The following is a 14,367-nucleotide window of genomic DNA, read 5'->3' on the forward strand; positions in this document are numbered from 1 at the left end:
ATGGGAATGGTCGCGCCGCCGGCGAAACACCCGCTGCTGGTGTGGGCGTGGAGCCTGCTGCGGCTCACGTTCGTCGGGGTGGCGTTCGGTGCGCTGTTCTTCTGCCTGTCGCTGACCCCGTCACTTCTGCCGCGCGACTGGCTGTTCCAGGGGCTGATCGGCGGGATCAACGCGGCCTTCGGCTACGGGTTGGGCGTGCTGATCGGCGCAGCGGTGGAGCGGTTCGTACTGCGCGGCGCCGGCTGGTGGCCGCCGTCGCGCCCGGTTTTGTTCGCGCTCAAGGCAACTGTGGTGGTGGCGGCACCGGCTGCGTGCGTGGTGATGCTGATCCCGGCGGCCGGCTGGCAGCGCCAGGTCTCCGAACTGCTGGGCATCGAAGGCCCGGCGACCCTGGGCTATCTGCGCACCCTCGGCGTGGCGATCGGGGTCGCCGCCGCGCTGATCGCGACGGCGCGGGTGCTGATCGATGCCAGTCGGGCACTGGCGCGGGCGCTGATCCGGCGGTGGCACCTGCACAACGAAGTCGCCATGTTTATCGGCAGCGCGATCGTGGTCGTGCTGCTGACCACCTTGATCAACGGTGTGCTGATCCGCGGTTTCTTCGCCGGTGCCAGCGCGGTGTTCCAGCCCGAGGACAGCGCCACCGTGCCCGGGACGATCCAGCCGCTGCAGCCGGAGCGATCCGGAAGCCCGGAGTCGTTGGCGCCCTGGGCCACCCTGGGCAGTCAGGGCCGCAGCTTCGTCGCCGGGGGAGTGCACGCCGCCGAGCTCACCCGGATCACTGGACGGCCCGCCCGCGAGCCCATCCGGGTGTATGCCGGGCTGCACAGTGCGGGCGACGACGAGGGGCGAATGCAGCTGCTGCTCGACGAACTGGATCGCACCCACGCCTTCGATCGCCAGGTGCTGGTCGTGGTGCCCACCACGGGGACCGGGTGGGTCGACCCGGCCGCGGCTGACGCGCTGGAGATGCTCTACAACGGCGACACCGCCATCGTCGGTGTGCAGTACTCCTACCTGCCGAGTTGGATCTCCTTCCTGGCCGACCAACGCAAATCGATGGATTCCGGGCGGTTGCTGGTGCGCACCATTGCGCAGCGGTGGCGAGGCCTGCCCGTCGAGCACCGTCCCAAACTGGTGCTCTACGGCGAGAGCCTGGGATCGATGGCCGGCCAAGCCGCGTTCGATTGGCTGCCCGATATCGCCGACATGGGCTACCAGGCCGTGCTGTGGGTGGGGCCACCGCAGACCAGCCCGCTCTGGCACGCGCTACTGGTGCGGCGCGACCCCGGCAGTACCGCCGTGTTGCCGCGCTACGACAGGGGCCGCACGGTGCGGTTCGCCCAGGGCACGGTGCCGGCCGAGATCGCCCGGATCGCCGCGCCCCCATGGCACGGCACCCGAGTGCTGTTCTTGCAGCACGCCTCCGACCCGGTGGTGTGGTGGTCGCCGGATCTGCTGTTCGCGCGGCCGGACTGGCTGACCGAAGCACCCGGTCCGGACCGCACCGCATCCATGCGCTGGTACCCCGTGGTGACGTTCTGGCAGGTCAGCGCGGATCTGTTCCACGGTGAGCAGATGCCCGCCGGGCACGGCCACAACTACGCGGACACGATCCTGGACGGTTGGGTGGCGGTGCTGCCACCCGATGGCTGGACGGCGGCCAACACCGAGCGCATCAGGGGCGCGTTGCGGCACTGATACGGCATGCTTCACCTATGGAGCGCTACACCCGTGACGGCCTGGTCTTCGATGTCCGCGACGCCGGGCCGCCCGACGGTCCCGTCGTGGTATTGCTGCACGGCTTTCCGCAGCGAAACGACAGCTGGAATGCCGTCATCGACCGGCTCACCGCTGCGGGCTACCGGTGCCTGGCGCCCAACCAGCGCGGTTATTCACCCGGCGCCCGGCCGCCGCGGCGCCGCGACTATCGCATGTCCGAACTCGTCGCCGACGTCGGCGCGCTGATCGACGCCAGTGGCGCGCCGCGCGTGCACCTGGTCGGACACGACTGGGGCGCGGGCGTGGCGTGGGGCGTGGCGGCCGAACTGCCGGACCGGCTTGCCCCCGTGTCGCCGGGGGCGGTGCCGCACCCCGCCCCGGTGTCGGTGCCGCACCCCGCCGCTTTCCTGAAGTCGTTTGTCACCAGCCGTCAGGGCTTGGCGTCGTGGTACATGGGTTTCTTCCAGCTGCCGTGGCTGCCGGAGTGGTTGCTGACGCGCGGGAAAGGCGCCGTGGCCGCCAAGACGTTGCGGCGAAGCGGGCAGACCGCGGCCGCGGCCGAACGGGATGCGCAGGCCATGATCGAACCGGGCGCGTTGACCGGCGGGCTCAACTGGTACCGGGGTCTGCCGCTGTCCAATCTGCGTGACAGCAATCAGCGGATCTCGGTGCCGACGATGTATGTGTGGAGTGACGACGACATCGCGCTGAAGCCCAAGGCGGCGCGCAACACGGCCCGCTATGTCGACGGCGAGTACCGATTCGAGGTCATGCCCGGCGTCTCGCACTGGATCCCCGATACCGAGCCGGACCGGCTCGCCGACCTGCTGTTGGACTGGTTCGCCGCACACCCAATCGGCTGACCCATGGCAGCCGGCGTCGCACGTCCCAAGCCAGACCCGGCGCAGACCCGCGCAGCAGTGTTGGCACTCGAGGCGTGGCTGCGTGACGAGAGTCTGGCGGCTCCCGACCGTGCCGAGTTGGCAGCCGCGGTCCGTCTGACCGCCCGCACCCTGGCCGAGTTGGCGCCCGGCGCCAGCGTCGAGGTGCGGGTCCCGCCGTTCGTCGCGGTGCAGTGCATCGCCGGGCCGCGGCACACGCGCGGCACGCCGCCCAACGTCGTCGAGACCGATCCGCGCAGCTGGCTGCTGCTGGCCGCCGGCCTGCTTGAGACGGGCGAGGCGACCGCCGCCGGAAAGCTGCGACTGTCCGGTTCCCGAGCCGCCGAGATCGCCGAATGGTTGCCGTTGGTGAAACTTGAGGCTTGTTGACCGTAGACTGAATCCCGTCACTGTGGCCCGTCCCCCTGGAGCAGCTGAAACGTGCCGGACCAGCAGGTAGTAGACCTTGAGAATGCACCCCGTGAAGAGTGCGGCGTATTCGGAGTGTGGGCTCCCGGTGAAGAAGTAGCGAAGCTCACTTATTACGGCCTGTATGCACTGCAACACCGTGGCCAGGAGGCTGCCGGGATCGCGGTCGGCGACGGCTCGCAGGTGCTGGTCTTCAAGGACTTGGGTTTGGTCAGCCAGGTGTTCGAGGAGCAGACGCTGTTGGCGATGCCCGGGCACGTGGCGGTCGGGCACTGTCGCTACTCCACGACCGGAGACACCACCTGGGAGAACGCCCAGCCGGTGTTCCGCAACACGGCAGCCGGTACCGGCGTGGCCCTGGGCCACAACGGCAACCTGGTCAACACCGCCGAATTGGCCGGCCGCGCCCGTGAACTGGGCCTGATCGACACCCGCCGGCCCGGCGTGGCCACCACCGACTCCGACATCTTGGGAGCGCTGCTGGCGCACGGCGCCGCGGACACCTCCCTGGAGCAGGCGGCGCTGGAGCTGCTGCCGACGGCGCGCGGCGCCTTCTGTCTGACCTTCATGGACGAAAACACCCTGTATGCGGCCCGTGACCCGTGGGGCGTGCGGCCGTTGTCGCTGGGCCGGCTCGACCGTGGCTGGGTGGTGGCCTCCGAGACGGCGGCGCTGGACATCGTTGGTGCCTCGTTCGTCCGCGACATCGAGCCCGGTGAGCTGCTGGCGATCGACGCCGACGGCGTGCGCTCCACCCGGTTCGCCAACCCGACCCCGAAGGGGTGCGTCTTCGAGTACGTCTACCTGGCCCGGCCCGACAGTACGATCGGCGGCCGCTCGGTGCACGCCACCCGGGTGGAGATCGGACGCCGGCTGGCCCGTGAGCACGCGGTGGAGGCTGATCTGGTCATCGGTGTGCCGGAGTCCGGCATCCCCGCCGCGGTCGGCTACGCCCAGGAGTCCGGCATCGACTACGGGCAGGGCCTGACCAAGAACGCCTACGTCGGGCGGACCTTCATCCAGCCGTCGCAGACCATTCGCCAGCTCGGCATCCGGCTCAAGCTCAATCCGCTGCGGGAGATAATCCGCGGCAAGCGGCTGATCGTGGTCGATGACTCGATCGTGCGGGGTAACACCCAGCGCGCCCTGGTGCGGATGCTGCGCGAGGCCGGCGCCGTCGAGGTGCACGTGCGGATCGCCTCCCCGCCGGTGAAGTGGCCGTGCTTCTACGGCATCGACTTCGCTTCGCCGGCAGAGCTGATCGCCAACGCCGTTGAGGACGAGACCGAGATGGTCGAAGCGGTGCGGCGCGCCATCGGCGCCGACACCCTCGGCTACGTCGGGCAAGAGGACATGATCGCGGCCACCGAGCAGCCCAAATCGCGGCTGTGCTGCGCCTGTTTCGACGGCAGCTACCCGATCGAGCTGCCCGATGACAGTGCCCTGGGCAAGAACGTCGTCGAGCAGATGTTGACCAACACCGCACGTAAAGCCGAGAGTGACAACGACGCCGCGCTGAGTCAGACCTAGTCAATGTCGCTGCGTCGCGACTCCGGGTTCGGCGGTTCTCGATCTGCCACGACAGGCACGCAGGATACCGACCTGACCCACAACATCCTGTGGCTGCTCAAACAGGCGTTTTACTACTCGCTGACCACGGTGAACGAGGCGATCAGCGACCACGGTGTGAGCACGGCCCAGATCGGTGTATTGCGCCAACTCTCCGGCGAACCCGGCCTGTCCGGCGCCCAACTTGCCCGGCGGCTGCTCATCACCCCGCAGGGCGTGCAACTGGCGTTGAGTGCACTGGAGCGCCGCGGCTTGGTGGAGCGCAAGCAGGACCCCCACCACGGCCGCATCCTGCGGGCGTACCTGACCGACCAGGGACGCGCGGTGGCCTCGGTGGTGGTCGCGGACGCGCTCGCCGCCCACGACCAGGTGTTCGCCGTCCTGACGCCGGACGAGCAGGAGACGCTGTGCGGCTTGCTGGCCCGGATCGTCGAGGAGAGCCGACCGGACCGAGCGCCGATCGGCGGCTGACGGACCCCCGCCCGGCGACCAACGGCGCACCTGCTCAGGACGGGCCGGCGGTAGCTGTCGCGGCAGGCCGTGGGGCTGGGTGGTGGCAGCGACGAGATGGCCCGCAATGTGATGGCCGAACGGGTCCTGGGCCTGCCCCGCGGGTACGCCGCCGACCGCGGCGTGCCGTTCAATCAGGTGCGCCACAACCGGCTCTGAGGCCGCAAAGCCGAGCGCGATACCGTCCGTCGTCGGCGACCGGTAGCCTTTAGCGCGATGACCTCAGCAGAATCAAGCTCCCAGGGCGTTACCTACGCATCGGCAGGAGTGGACATCGACGCCGGTGACCGGGCCGTCGAATTGTTCAAACCCTTGGCCGCCAAGGCCACCAGGCCGGAGGTGCGGGGTGGCCTCGGCGGCTTCGCCGGCCTGTTCGCCCTGCGCAACGACTACCGTGAGCCGCTGTTGGCGTCCTCCACCGACGGCGTGGGCACCAAGCTGGCGATCGCCCAGGCACTGGACAAGCACGACACCGTCGGCATCGATCTGGTGGCCATGGTCGTCGACGACCTGGTGGTGTGCGGAGCCGAGCCGCTGTTCCTGCAGGACTACATCGCCGTCGGGCGCACCGTGCCCGAACGCGTCGCCGCGATCGTCTCCGGCATCGCCGAGGGGTGTGTGCAGGCCGGCTGCGCGCTGCTGGGCGGGGAGACCGCCGAGCACCCCGGCCTGATGGAACCCGATCACTACGACATCTCCGCCACCGGTGTCGGCGTGGTGGAGGCCGACGACGTGCTCGGCCCGGACCGGGTCCGTCCCGGCGACGTGCTGATCGCGATGGGCTCCTCTGGCCTGCACTCCAACGGCTACTCATTGGCGCGGGCGGTGCTGCTGGACATCGACCGGATGAACCTGGCCGGCCACGTCGAGGAATTCGGCCGCACCCTGGGTGAGGAACTGCTGGAGCCGACGCGCATCTACGCCAAGGACTGCCTGGCGCTGGCCGCCGAGACGCAGGTGCGCACCTTCTGCCACGTCACCGGCGGAGGCTTGGCCGGCAACCTGGCCCGTGTCATCCCGGATGGCCTGATCGCCGAGGTGGACCGCGGTACCTGGACTCCGGCTCCGGTGTTCGCGATGATCGCCCAGCGTGGCCGGGTGAGCCGCGCGGAGATGGAGAAGACGTTCAACCTGGGCGTCGGGATGGTTGCCGTCGTCGCGCCGGAGGACACCGACCGCGCGCTGGCAATCCTGACTGCCCGGCACGTCGACTGCTGGCCGCTCGGCACAGTTACTAAGCCGGGTAAGAATGCGGAACCGGGAGACGGGGCCAAGCTCGTCGGGGAACACCCGCGGTTCTAGGCCCTAGCGGGTCTGCCCAGATCTATCAGGTCCGGTCAGGACCGGCGATACGCCTGGCGCTCAGCGGCGCCAGTCGTCATCGCCGTTCCAGGAGTCGTCACCGTCGGAGTCGTTGATCTCAGACCCAGCCAGCTCACGTTGGAGCTGGGAGAAATCGGTCGACGGTGAGCTGTACTTCAGCTCTCGAGCAACCTTGGTCTGCTTCGCCTTAGCCCGGCCGCGGCCCATGGGGGGACCCCCTCGCGCAATAACGGAGCGGCCCAACGAGCAGGCGGCTCCGATCTGAATGTGTTTATTGTCCTGCCGACAGCTTACCGTGCCGATCGCAGAGGTGCCGACCTGCCCTGCGCCCGTGTGACCACTATCAAAGCCGGCCCCGCAGCCGGTCAACGGCGAGCCGCCCCGCGCCTCGCACATCCGGCGGCGGCATCGATTCGGGGTCGATCACCGCACTGACCTCGGAGTCAGCACCGGCCAGCAGCGGGGTGTCGGCCGGGAGTCCGCGTTTGAGCAGCGCCAGCGCGATCGGGCCCAGTTCGAAATGGTCCACCACCGTGCCCAGCCGACCCACCGAGCGCCCGCCGGAGGTGACCGGATCTCCGGTCGAGGGCCGGTCCACCGAGCCATCCAGGTGCAGCAGCACCAGCATCCGTGGGGGTTTGCCCAGGTTGTGTACCCGGGCGACGGTCTCCTGCCCGCTGTAGCACCCTTTGTCCAGGTGCACCGCGCCGATGCCGGGGCCGCCGATCCAGTTCAGCTCGTGTGGAATGGTGCGCTCGTCGGTGTCCACCCCCAGCCGTGGGCGCCGCGCGGCCACCCGGTCGGCTTCGTAGGCCCATATTCCGGCGGGGCGCACCCCGGCCCGGGTCAGCCTGCGCTGCCACTCGCTCTTGTCGGCGCGCCGCACCAGCAGTTCCAGCGCGTCGTGGCCGGGCGTCCGTCGGACGAAGCCCTCGGAATCTCCGAGCGGGGCCGCCGTCGCCCCGAGCGGTTCGGCGAGCCCCAACGCGTCGAGGACGGGCGGGGCATCGCGGCCGGGGCCCAGCAGCGACAGCACCGCAAGATCCGCCGGCTCGATGGCGACGTCGGCCCAGAACACCATCTTGCGCAGGTGGTCGCTCAGCGGCGCGCCCCGCCACGGCTCGGTATCGAGGTAGGTCCGCTCGCCGAGCTCGGTCTGGATCCAGTGATTCTGGATGTGGCCCTTGGCATCCAAGGTCAGATTCTCGGTGCTGGCACCGTCGGGAAGGTCGGCAACGTGCTGGGTGCACAGGTTGTGCAGCCAGCTCTTGCGGTCCGCGCCGCTCAGCGTGAGCACCGCCCGGTGGGACCGATCCACCAGCACGGCGGCGGTTTGGGCGGCGCGCTGTTCGCCGAACGGGTCGCCGTAATGCCAGACAGCGCCCGCGTCGGGGCCGGAATCAGGTGCGGGGACGGCGGACACGGGTCAACTCTACGGAGCCGCTACGCTCACGGTCCATGGCAGTCGAGGCCGATGTGGAAGACAGCGTCGTGACGATCGTCACCGTGGGCGGCGGGCTTGCGGCGGCGGGTTCTCCGCTGTTGCACGCCGACGATCTGGCGGCGCTGCGCGGCGACGGGGTCTTCGAGACGCTGCTGGTGCGCGACGGCGCCGCCTGCCTGCTCGATGCTCACCTGCGACGGCTGGCGCGATCGGCCGAGCTGATGGACCTGCCGGCCCCGGACCTCTCCCAGTGGCGCCGTGCCGTGGACGAGGCGGTGCGGCAGTGGGGCGGGACTCGGCCCCAACTGCATACGTGATGCTGACCCCGTTGCCGGAACGCATCGCGGCGGCCCGCCGTGCGGGCGTGGCGGCGGTGACCTTGGATCGTGGCCTGTCGGCGCAGGGCTTGGACCTGCCCTGGTTGCTGGCCGGTGCCAAGACGTTGTCCTATGCGGTGAACATGGCGGCGCTGCGATACGCCACGAAACAGGGCGCCGACGACGTCATCTTCATCAGCTCCGACGGCTACGTCTTGGAGGGCCCGCGCTCCACGGTGGTGCTGGTGGAGCCCGGACGGCTGATCACCCCGCCGCTGTCGCACCCGATCCTGCGCGGCACCACCCAGGAGGCGCTGTTCGACGTGGCCCGCGGCGCGGGCTACGAATGCGAATATGCCCCGCTGCGGCCAGCGGATCTCGCTGCGGCGCAAGATCTCTGGCTGGTTTCCAGCATCACCTTGGCCGCGCGGGTGCACACCTTGGACGGCCGGGCGTTGGACCCGCGGGTGCCCGAAGAGGAGTTTGCCGGACTGGTCGACACCGCAATTGGCCACTGATGCGATGAAGGATCAGCCGATGAAGCGCGCCAATCGCGCCGACAGGTGCGGAACCAGCTCGCCGTCGGCGTTCACCCGCTCCTCGACGTAGGCCAGGTCGCCGTCCTCGACGATCCCGTACAGCCGCTTGGCGCCACCGATCAGCGCCCCCGACTTACTGCGCGCCAGCGCATCGGTGACCAGCTCCCAGGACGCCGGGCCGTGCGGGCGCCCGTAGAACAGCTCCACGTAGCCGGTGGAGTGCGCCAGTAGTAGCTCGATGGCCTGCGACTCGTCCGGGTCGTCGGAGTCCTCGATGAACCGCCAGAAGCCGGTTTCGCGCAGGGCCGGTTGACTGGACTTGTCGTCGTCGGACAGCCGCCAGGACCGCGCTTCCCAGTTCAGGTAGTCGCCGCCGTCGTGGGAGACCACGATCTGCTGACCGAACCGGTAGTCACCGTGCGCGCCGTGGCCCACGCCTTCACCACGCCACACCCCGACCAACGGCAACAGCGCCAACAGGGCGTCGTGCAGGTTCGCACCTTCGCGCAGGTTGGCGGTATCGGTGAACGGCAGGTCGTCAAAGACCGGGATATTGCGCGCCGCGGTCTGCTTGGCACGCTCAGCGGCGGCCGCTACCGCGCGGTCGCCCGAACCGCGGTCGACTTGGCGCTCACCGCCATCCGGCGTGCCCTCGTCGGAGGTACTCACATCTCGTCGGTAATCAGCCGATACAGCGTGTACAGCGCGAACCAGGTGATCAGGCCAGTCGCCGCCACCAGCATCAACTCGAAGAACAACACCACGGAGGGAGTGTATCGCGAGTCGTCAGGCGACTTTGATGTCGACCTCGTGGAGGCCCGCCCCGGCGGGGGTCACCACCGCGTCACCGTTACCGGCTGCGGATAGGGCACGCACCCGCCAGGCCCCCGGAGCGGCGAAGAACCGGAAGTCACCGGTGGCCGAGGCGACGACCTCAGCGGTGAACTCGTCCGAGGAGTCCAGCAGCCGGACGAAGGCACCGCCGACGGACGCACCGGAGCTGTCCACCACCCGGCCGGTGATCACGGTCTCCTTCTCCAGGTCGACGCTGGCAGGCAGGGCGAGTCCTTGCTTGGGTCCAGAGCACATATCAGCTTCCCAATTCGATAGGGGCGCCCACCAGGGAGCCGTATTCCATCCAACTACCGTCGTAGTTCTTCACGTTGTGATGTCCGAGCAGTTCGCGTAGCACGAACCAGGTGTGCGACGAGCGTTCGCCGATCCGGCAGTAGGCGATGGTCTCTTTGTCGCCGTCCAGGCCGGCGTCGGCGTACAGCTTGGCCAGTTCCTCGTCGGACTTGAAGGTGCCGTCCTCGTTGGCGGCACGGCTCCACGGCACGTTGATCGCACTGGGGATGTGTCCGCGTTGCTGGCTCTGCTCCTGGGGCAGGTGCGCCGGAGCCAGGATCTTGCCGGAGAACTCCTCGGGGGACCGCACGTCGACGAGGTTCTTGGTGTCGATCGCGGCGACCACCTCGTCGCGGCGGGCCCGCAGCGACTCATCCAGCGGCTTAGCGGTGTACGACGTGGCGGGCCGGCTGACCGGTTCGCTGGACAATGGACGCCCGTCGAGTTCCCACTTCTTGCGGCCGCCGTCGAGCAGCTTGACGGACTCGTGTCCGTAGAGCTTGAAGTACCAGTAGGCGAAGGCGGCGAACCAGTTGTTGTTGCCGCCGTAGAGGATCACGGTGTCGTCGCCTGAGACGCCGCGCTCGGAGAGCAACTTGGAAAAAGCGGCCTCGTCGATGACGTCGCGGCGTACCGGGTCCTGCAGGTCCTTGCGCCAGTCCAGTCGGATCGCGCCCGGGATGTGGTTGATGTCGTAGACGCTGGTGTCTTCGTCGACTTCGATAAAGACGGTGTTGGGCGCGTCGAGATTGCTCTGGGCCCAGTCGGTGGAGACCAGGACGTCCGAGCGTGCCATGGTGGGAATCCTTCCAGTCGCTTCGGGGAAAATGCTGTGGGTTATGCCGTAGTTGGCCGTAAGCGCACGACGAGCGGGTAGAGCTGGCAGCCCAGACAGATACCGAAGGCGGCATTGAGGAAGGCCGCGGCCAGCGCGAAGGCGGTCGCAATCAGGCCGACGGTCGGAGCGCCAGCGAACCCGACGACCCCGATCACGGCAAACACCAGCCCGACCAGCTGGGCGAAGCGCAGCGGCGCCGCCGGCTCTCGCTCGGTGACCGGACCCAGCCGCGGCGCCACCAGCCGGCCGAACAGCAATCCATAGGGGTGGCGGCGGGGGCCCAGTCCCGCGCCGATCGCGAACACGACGGCCTGGGCGGCCAGCGCGGTGGCCGCACCCAGCGGGCTAAATTCGGAGATGAGTAGGACGGCCACCAGTACGGCGGTGGTGATCCAGGCGGTGAACCGGGGTCCCCGGACGTCTACCTGGGTGATGTCGGTGTTCGACATAAAATACTCCTGGCTGTCGTGGCGAGTGGCTGGTGGAGACATGCCACGGCTTCCCGGGCGGCTCCGATAGCGACGCGAAACGCGCGTCTCAGCGACAACGACAACAGCAGCAGCCCGCTACGCGGCACAGGTCGACTGTGCGGCGCTTGGTGAGCACGAGCTCAAGGCGGGCGAACACGGAGTAAAGCCTACCCAATGTCGCGGTGATCAAGCCAACAGCGGTTCCAGTGCGGAACGTAAATCCGTTGACGTCGGGACACCGGAGGCCCGGTAGCGCTGCCGGCCATCGGTGTCGAAAATCACTGTGGTGGGCAGGGACAGCACCGCGAACCTGCGGGCGGCCTCGGGGTTGGCGTCGATATCGATCTCGTGGTGGGCGACACCTCCGAGGTCATCGCAGACCTTTTCCACCACCCGGCGGACCCCGGCGCACGGTCCGCACCACGGCGCGGAGAAGTGCACCACCGCCGGGCCTCCGAGTGTCAAACCTAGGAAGGCAGCATCGGAAGCGGCGGCGGCCTCATCACCGGTCTCGGAGTCGGGAAGTTCCCGCAATACGCCGGCCCGTCGATTCAGCCACCATCCGATCGCGCCGGCGAACACCAGTGCGGCAACGATCGCAACGATGCTCATCTCGGGCGGAACCCGGGCAGGGTGACGGTCATGTCGTCGGCGATGCCCTCGATGATCACATCGGAGCCGCGGGCGCCCTGGCTGGTGGGGACCAACCCGAACGGCAGTCGCTGCTGAGGCAGGTTGCCGCGGAACGCGGTGAGCACCGCGGCGCGCTGTTCATCGGGCACATCCTGGTCGGCGGTGTCCGGGCCGGTGAGGATGCCGGTCGGAGTGATCACCAAGGTGCTGTGGTCAGCGCCGGCGATCGACAGATCCACGGCCACGCTCACCCGCTTGCCGAAACCTGCTGGCGTGCCGGTGAATACCAGCCCGTGGCTGCTGGAGATTCCGGACTCCGTGGTGCCGCCGGTGTTGTCGTTGGTCTCGGCGGGCGGGGCTTCCACCATCAGGTCGCGGATGCCCAGATAACGGCCCAAATGCACTGACCCGATGATAATCCGGCTCTCCAGCTTGGCCACCGGTATCGGGGCGTCCGGGCGGAACCGCCAGGTGGCGTCGGTCAGGTCGACCGAGTGCATGGTGGCCTCCAGCATCGACTTGCCGATCATCGGCTGCTCGACGGCAGGGGCCTTGATCTCCACTTCGTCGTAGTGATCGCGGCGCGCCTGCGGCAGGAATGGGAAGCCCAGGATCGCCACAAACGGGTCCGCGCGCAGGTCTGTGGCGCGGCGTACCGCCCGCGACAATTGGTACTCGGCGTAGACGCTTGCTCCGAAATCGACCCCGACCGCCACCAAGACCAGGGCCGCGATCGCGGCCGACATACCGATAAGCACCCTGCGCACTCGATCATTCTGGCAGGTCGCACGCTATCGTTAGATCACCTGGGACGCTGGAGGGCCTCATTGGAGCTACTGCTGTTGACCGCTGACCTGCACCCTGACGGGGTGTTGCCGTCGCTGTCCCTGCTGGCACATACCGTGCGGACAGCGGCGCCGGAGGTCTCTGCGCTGCTCGAGGCCAGTTCGGCCGAGGTGGTTCTGGTCGACGCGCGCACCGATTTGGCCGCGGCACGCGGCCTGTGCCGGCTGCTGAGCGCCACCGCGGGGTTGGTGCCGGTGGTGGCGATCGTGACCGAGGGCGGACTGGTGGCGGTCAACGCCGAGTGGGGTATCGACGAAATTCTGCTTCCGGGCACCGGACCCGCCGAAACCGACGCCCGGCTGCGGCTGCTGACCGGACGTCGCGGTGCGCCGGCCGCCGAGCAGGCCTCGGGTCAGACCAAGCTCGGCGAGCTGGTGATCGACGAGGGCACCTACACCGCGAGGCTGCGGGGCCGGCCGCTGGACTTGACGTATAAGGAGTTCGAGCTGCTGAAGTACCTCACCCAACACGTCGGCCGGGTCTTCACCCGGGCGCAGTTGTTGCAGGAGGTCTGGGGCTACGACTTCTTCGGCGGTACCCGCACGGTCGACGTGCATGTTCGGCGGCTGCGCGCCAAGCTTGGGCCCGAATACGAGTCGTTGATCGGCACGGTCCGCAACGTCGGCTACAAAGCGGTTCGGCCGGCGCGGGGTCACTCCCCGGTGGCCTCGGACGACGACGGGGACGACGACATGGTCGATGACCTTGACGGCGCCGACGGCGGTGCTCCCGAACCGCTGAACAGTCAGTGACCGCCCCGCAATGGCATGCCGCACTGACCGATGACGAGCAGCGGCAGATCCGCGAGCTGATCACCGTTGCCGGCCACCACGACGGCGTCGCCCCGGTGGGGGAGCAGGTCTTGCGGGAACTCGCCGCTTCGGGCACCGAGCATCTGGTCGCCGGTGACGGCGCAGCGGTGCTCGGCTACCTGAACCTGACCGCAGGAAGCCAGGACGCCGCGCCGATGGCGGAGCTGGTGGTGGCGCCGCACGCCCGGCGGCGCGGCATCGGCGCCGCGATGGTCCGCGCGGCACTGGCCAGAACCGACGGCGGCAGCCGGTTCTGGGCGCACGGCACACTGCCAGCCGCTCAAGCCACCGCGCAGGCACTGGGCCTGGCCACGGTGCGTGAGTTGCTGCAGATGCGCCGATCGCTGCGCGGGCTGCCGCGGCCCACTATCCCGCCGGGGGTGTCGATTCGCACCTACGCGGGCCCGGGCGACGACGCCGAACTGCTGCGGGTCAACAACGCCGCGTTCTCCTGGCATCCAGAGCAGGGTGGCTGGACGGCGGACGACCTGGCGCAGCGGCGCGCCGAGGCGTGGTTCGACCCGGCCGGACTGTTCCTGGCGTTCGACGGGCCCGTACTGCTGGGGTTCCACTGGACCAAGATCCACTCCGGCAAACCGGGCGCCGAACGTGCCGGGGAGGTCTACGTCGTGGGAGTCGATCCGGCCGCCCAGGGCCGCGGTCTGGGCCGGGTGCTCACCGAAGTGGGCCTGGCCTATCTGGCGGATCGGCTTGCCGATGTCGACCCGGCGATTGTGCTGCTGTACGTCGAGGCGGACAACACCGCGGCGTTGCGCACCTACCAGCAGTTGGGCTTTGTCGTGCACAGCGTCGACACCGCTTACGCTGCAGTGGATCAGCCCTGATGCGGCACCGGAATCTATTCACCGCCCGTTCATCTGCCATGTGGTTGCCATCCATAAGTGC

The 14,367-nt window shown here is 68.8% G+C and carries 17 protein-coding genes and 2 pseudogenes; 10 read left to right on the plus strand and 9 right to left on the minus strand.

What is annotated here, in order from left to right; translation table 11 throughout:
• The 7 genes and pseudogenes from BN4346_RS29455 (at window position 1) to purM (ending at window position 6,413) form a co-directional block, all read left to right on the plus strand.
• Window positions 1–1,701: an alpha/beta hydrolase gene (locus tag BN4346_RS29455; RefSeq protein ID WP_407695062.1), complete on the plus strand. Its 1,701-nt coding sequence runs from the start codon at window positions 1–3 to the stop codon at window positions 1,699–1,701.
• Window positions 1,702–1,718: 17 nt separating this feature from the next.
• Window positions 1,719–2,585, plus strand: a complete 867-nt coding sequence (locus BN4346_RS29460; RefSeq protein WP_067969639.1) for an alpha/beta fold hydrolase — start codon at window positions 1,719–1,721, stop codon at window positions 2,583–2,585.
• Window positions 2,586–2,588: 3 nt separating this feature from the next.
• Window positions 2,589–2,993, plus strand: coding sequence for a sterol carrier family protein (locus BN4346_RS29465; protein ID WP_067969642.1), 405 nt, complete (start codon window positions 2,589–2,591; stop codon window positions 2,991–2,993).
• Between the two features lie 51 nt (window positions 2,994–3,044).
• Window positions 3,045–4,562: an amidophosphoribosyltransferase gene (gene purF, locus BN4346_RS29470; protein ID WP_067969645.1), complete on the plus strand. Its 1,518-nt coding sequence runs from the start codon at window positions 3,045–3,047 to the stop codon at window positions 4,560–4,562.
• Window positions 4,563–4,565: 3 nt separating this feature from the next.
• Window positions 4,566–5,072 (plus strand): MarR family winged helix-turn-helix transcriptional regulator, encoded by a 507-nt coding sequence (locus tag BN4346_RS29475; RefSeq protein ID WP_078058482.1) that lies wholly within the window; start codon window positions 4,566–4,568, stop codon window positions 5,070–5,072.
• A gap of 54 nt (window positions 5,073–5,126) precedes the next feature.
• A pseudogene (locus BN4346_RS29480) lies at window positions 5,127–5,270 on the plus strand (acyl-CoA dehydrogenase family protein); the annotation flags it as partial.
• Window positions 5,271–5,327: 57 nt separating this feature from the next.
• On the plus strand, window positions 5,328–6,413 hold the full coding sequence (gene purM, locus BN4346_RS29485; protein WP_067969648.1) for a phosphoribosylformylglycinamidine cyclo-ligase: 1,086 nt from the start codon (window positions 5,328–5,330) through the stop codon (window positions 6,411–6,413).
• 60 nt (window positions 6,414–6,473) lie between these two features.
• On the opposite strand, the gene BN4346_RS29490 is transcribed toward purM, so the two are convergent.
• Window positions 6,474–6,641, minus strand: coding sequence for a DUF3073 domain-containing protein (locus BN4346_RS29490; RefSeq protein ID WP_078058483.1), 168 nt, complete (start codon window positions 6,639–6,641; stop codon window positions 6,474–6,476).
• Between the two features lie 136 nt (window positions 6,642–6,777).
• Entirely contained in the window at window positions 6,778–7,857 is a 1,080-nt protein-coding gene (gene ygfZ / locus BN4346_RS29495; RefSeq protein ID WP_067969651.1) for a CAF17-like 4Fe-4S cluster assembly/insertion protein YgfZ, read from the minus strand.
• 35 nt (window positions 7,858–7,892) lie between these two features.
• Between ygfZ and BN4346_RS29500 the strand changes: the two are divergent.
• Window positions 7,893–8,713, plus strand: a pseudogene (locus BN4346_RS29500) (aminodeoxychorismate lyase).
• A gap of 12 nt (window positions 8,714–8,725) precedes the next feature.
• Here the strand turns inward: BN4346_RS29500 and BN4346_RS29505 are convergent.
• From BN4346_RS29505 to lmeA, 7 genes are all read right to left on the minus strand, one after another.
• Window positions 8,726–9,403, minus strand: a complete 678-nt coding sequence (locus BN4346_RS29505; RefSeq protein ID WP_067969654.1) for an FABP family protein — start codon at window positions 9,401–9,403, stop codon at window positions 8,726–8,728.
• Between the two features lie 117 nt (window positions 9,404–9,520).
• Window positions 9,521–9,823 carry a DUF1416 domain-containing protein gene (locus tag BN4346_RS29515; RefSeq protein ID WP_067969657.1) on the minus strand — a complete coding sequence of 101 codons (303 nt, stop codon included), beginning with the start codon at window positions 9,821–9,823 and terminating at the stop codon, window positions 9,521–9,523.
• A 1-nt stretch (window position 9,824) separates the two neighbouring features.
• The gene (locus tag BN4346_RS29520) at window positions 9,825–10,658 is read right to left on the minus strand and encodes a sulfurtransferase (RefSeq protein ID WP_067969660.1); all 834 of its coding nucleotides are present in this window, start codon (window positions 10,656–10,658) and stop codon (window positions 9,825–9,827) included.
• Window positions 10,659–10,699: 41 nt separating this feature from the next.
• On the minus strand, window positions 10,700–11,149 hold the full coding sequence (locus BN4346_RS29525) for a DUF4395 domain-containing protein (RefSeq protein WP_208863217.1): 450 nt from the start codon (window positions 11,147–11,149) through the stop codon (window positions 10,700–10,702).
• Window positions 11,150–11,237: 88 nt separating this feature from the next.
• Window positions 11,238–11,327: an Ms5788A family Cys-rich leader peptide gene (locus BN4346_RS49845; protein WP_407695063.1), complete on the minus strand. Its 90-nt coding sequence runs from the start codon at window positions 11,325–11,327 to the stop codon at window positions 11,238–11,240.
• Between the two features lie 29 nt (window positions 11,328–11,356).
• Window positions 11,357–11,782, minus strand: a complete 426-nt coding sequence (locus tag BN4346_RS29530) for a thioredoxin family protein (RefSeq protein WP_067969665.1) — start codon at window positions 11,780–11,782, stop codon at window positions 11,357–11,359.
• Window positions 11,779–12,570 (minus strand): mannan chain length control protein LmeA, encoded by a 792-nt coding sequence (lmeA, locus tag BN4346_RS29535; protein ID WP_208863218.1) that lies wholly within the window; start codon window positions 12,568–12,570, stop codon window positions 11,779–11,781. The genes BN4346_RS29530 and lmeA overlap by 4 nt, the downstream gene beginning before the upstream one ends.
• 60 nt (window positions 12,571–12,630) lie before the next feature.
• On the opposite strand from lmeA, the gene BN4346_RS29540 reads away from it, so the two are divergent.
• Both BN4346_RS29540 and mshD read left to right on the plus strand, forming a co-directional pair.
• Window positions 12,631–13,401 carry a winged helix-turn-helix transcriptional regulator gene (locus BN4346_RS29540; RefSeq protein ID WP_067969674.1) on the plus strand — a complete coding sequence of 257 codons (771 nt, stop codon included), beginning with the start codon at window positions 12,631–12,633 and terminating at the stop codon, window positions 13,399–13,401.
• Window positions 13,398–14,306 (plus strand): mycothiol synthase, encoded by a 909-nt coding sequence (mshD, locus tag BN4346_RS29545; protein ID WP_067969677.1) that lies wholly within the window; start codon window positions 13,398–13,400, stop codon window positions 14,304–14,306. Before BN4346_RS29540 ends, mshD begins: the two co-directional genes overlap by 4 nt.
• Window positions 14,307–14,367 lie beyond the last annotated feature (61 nt).

The organism is Mycolicibacter icosiumassiliensis, assembly GCF_900078685.2.
GTDB classification, from domain to species: Bacteria; Actinomycetota; Actinomycetes; order Mycobacteriales; family Mycobacteriaceae; genus Mycobacterium; species Mycobacterium icosiumassiliensis.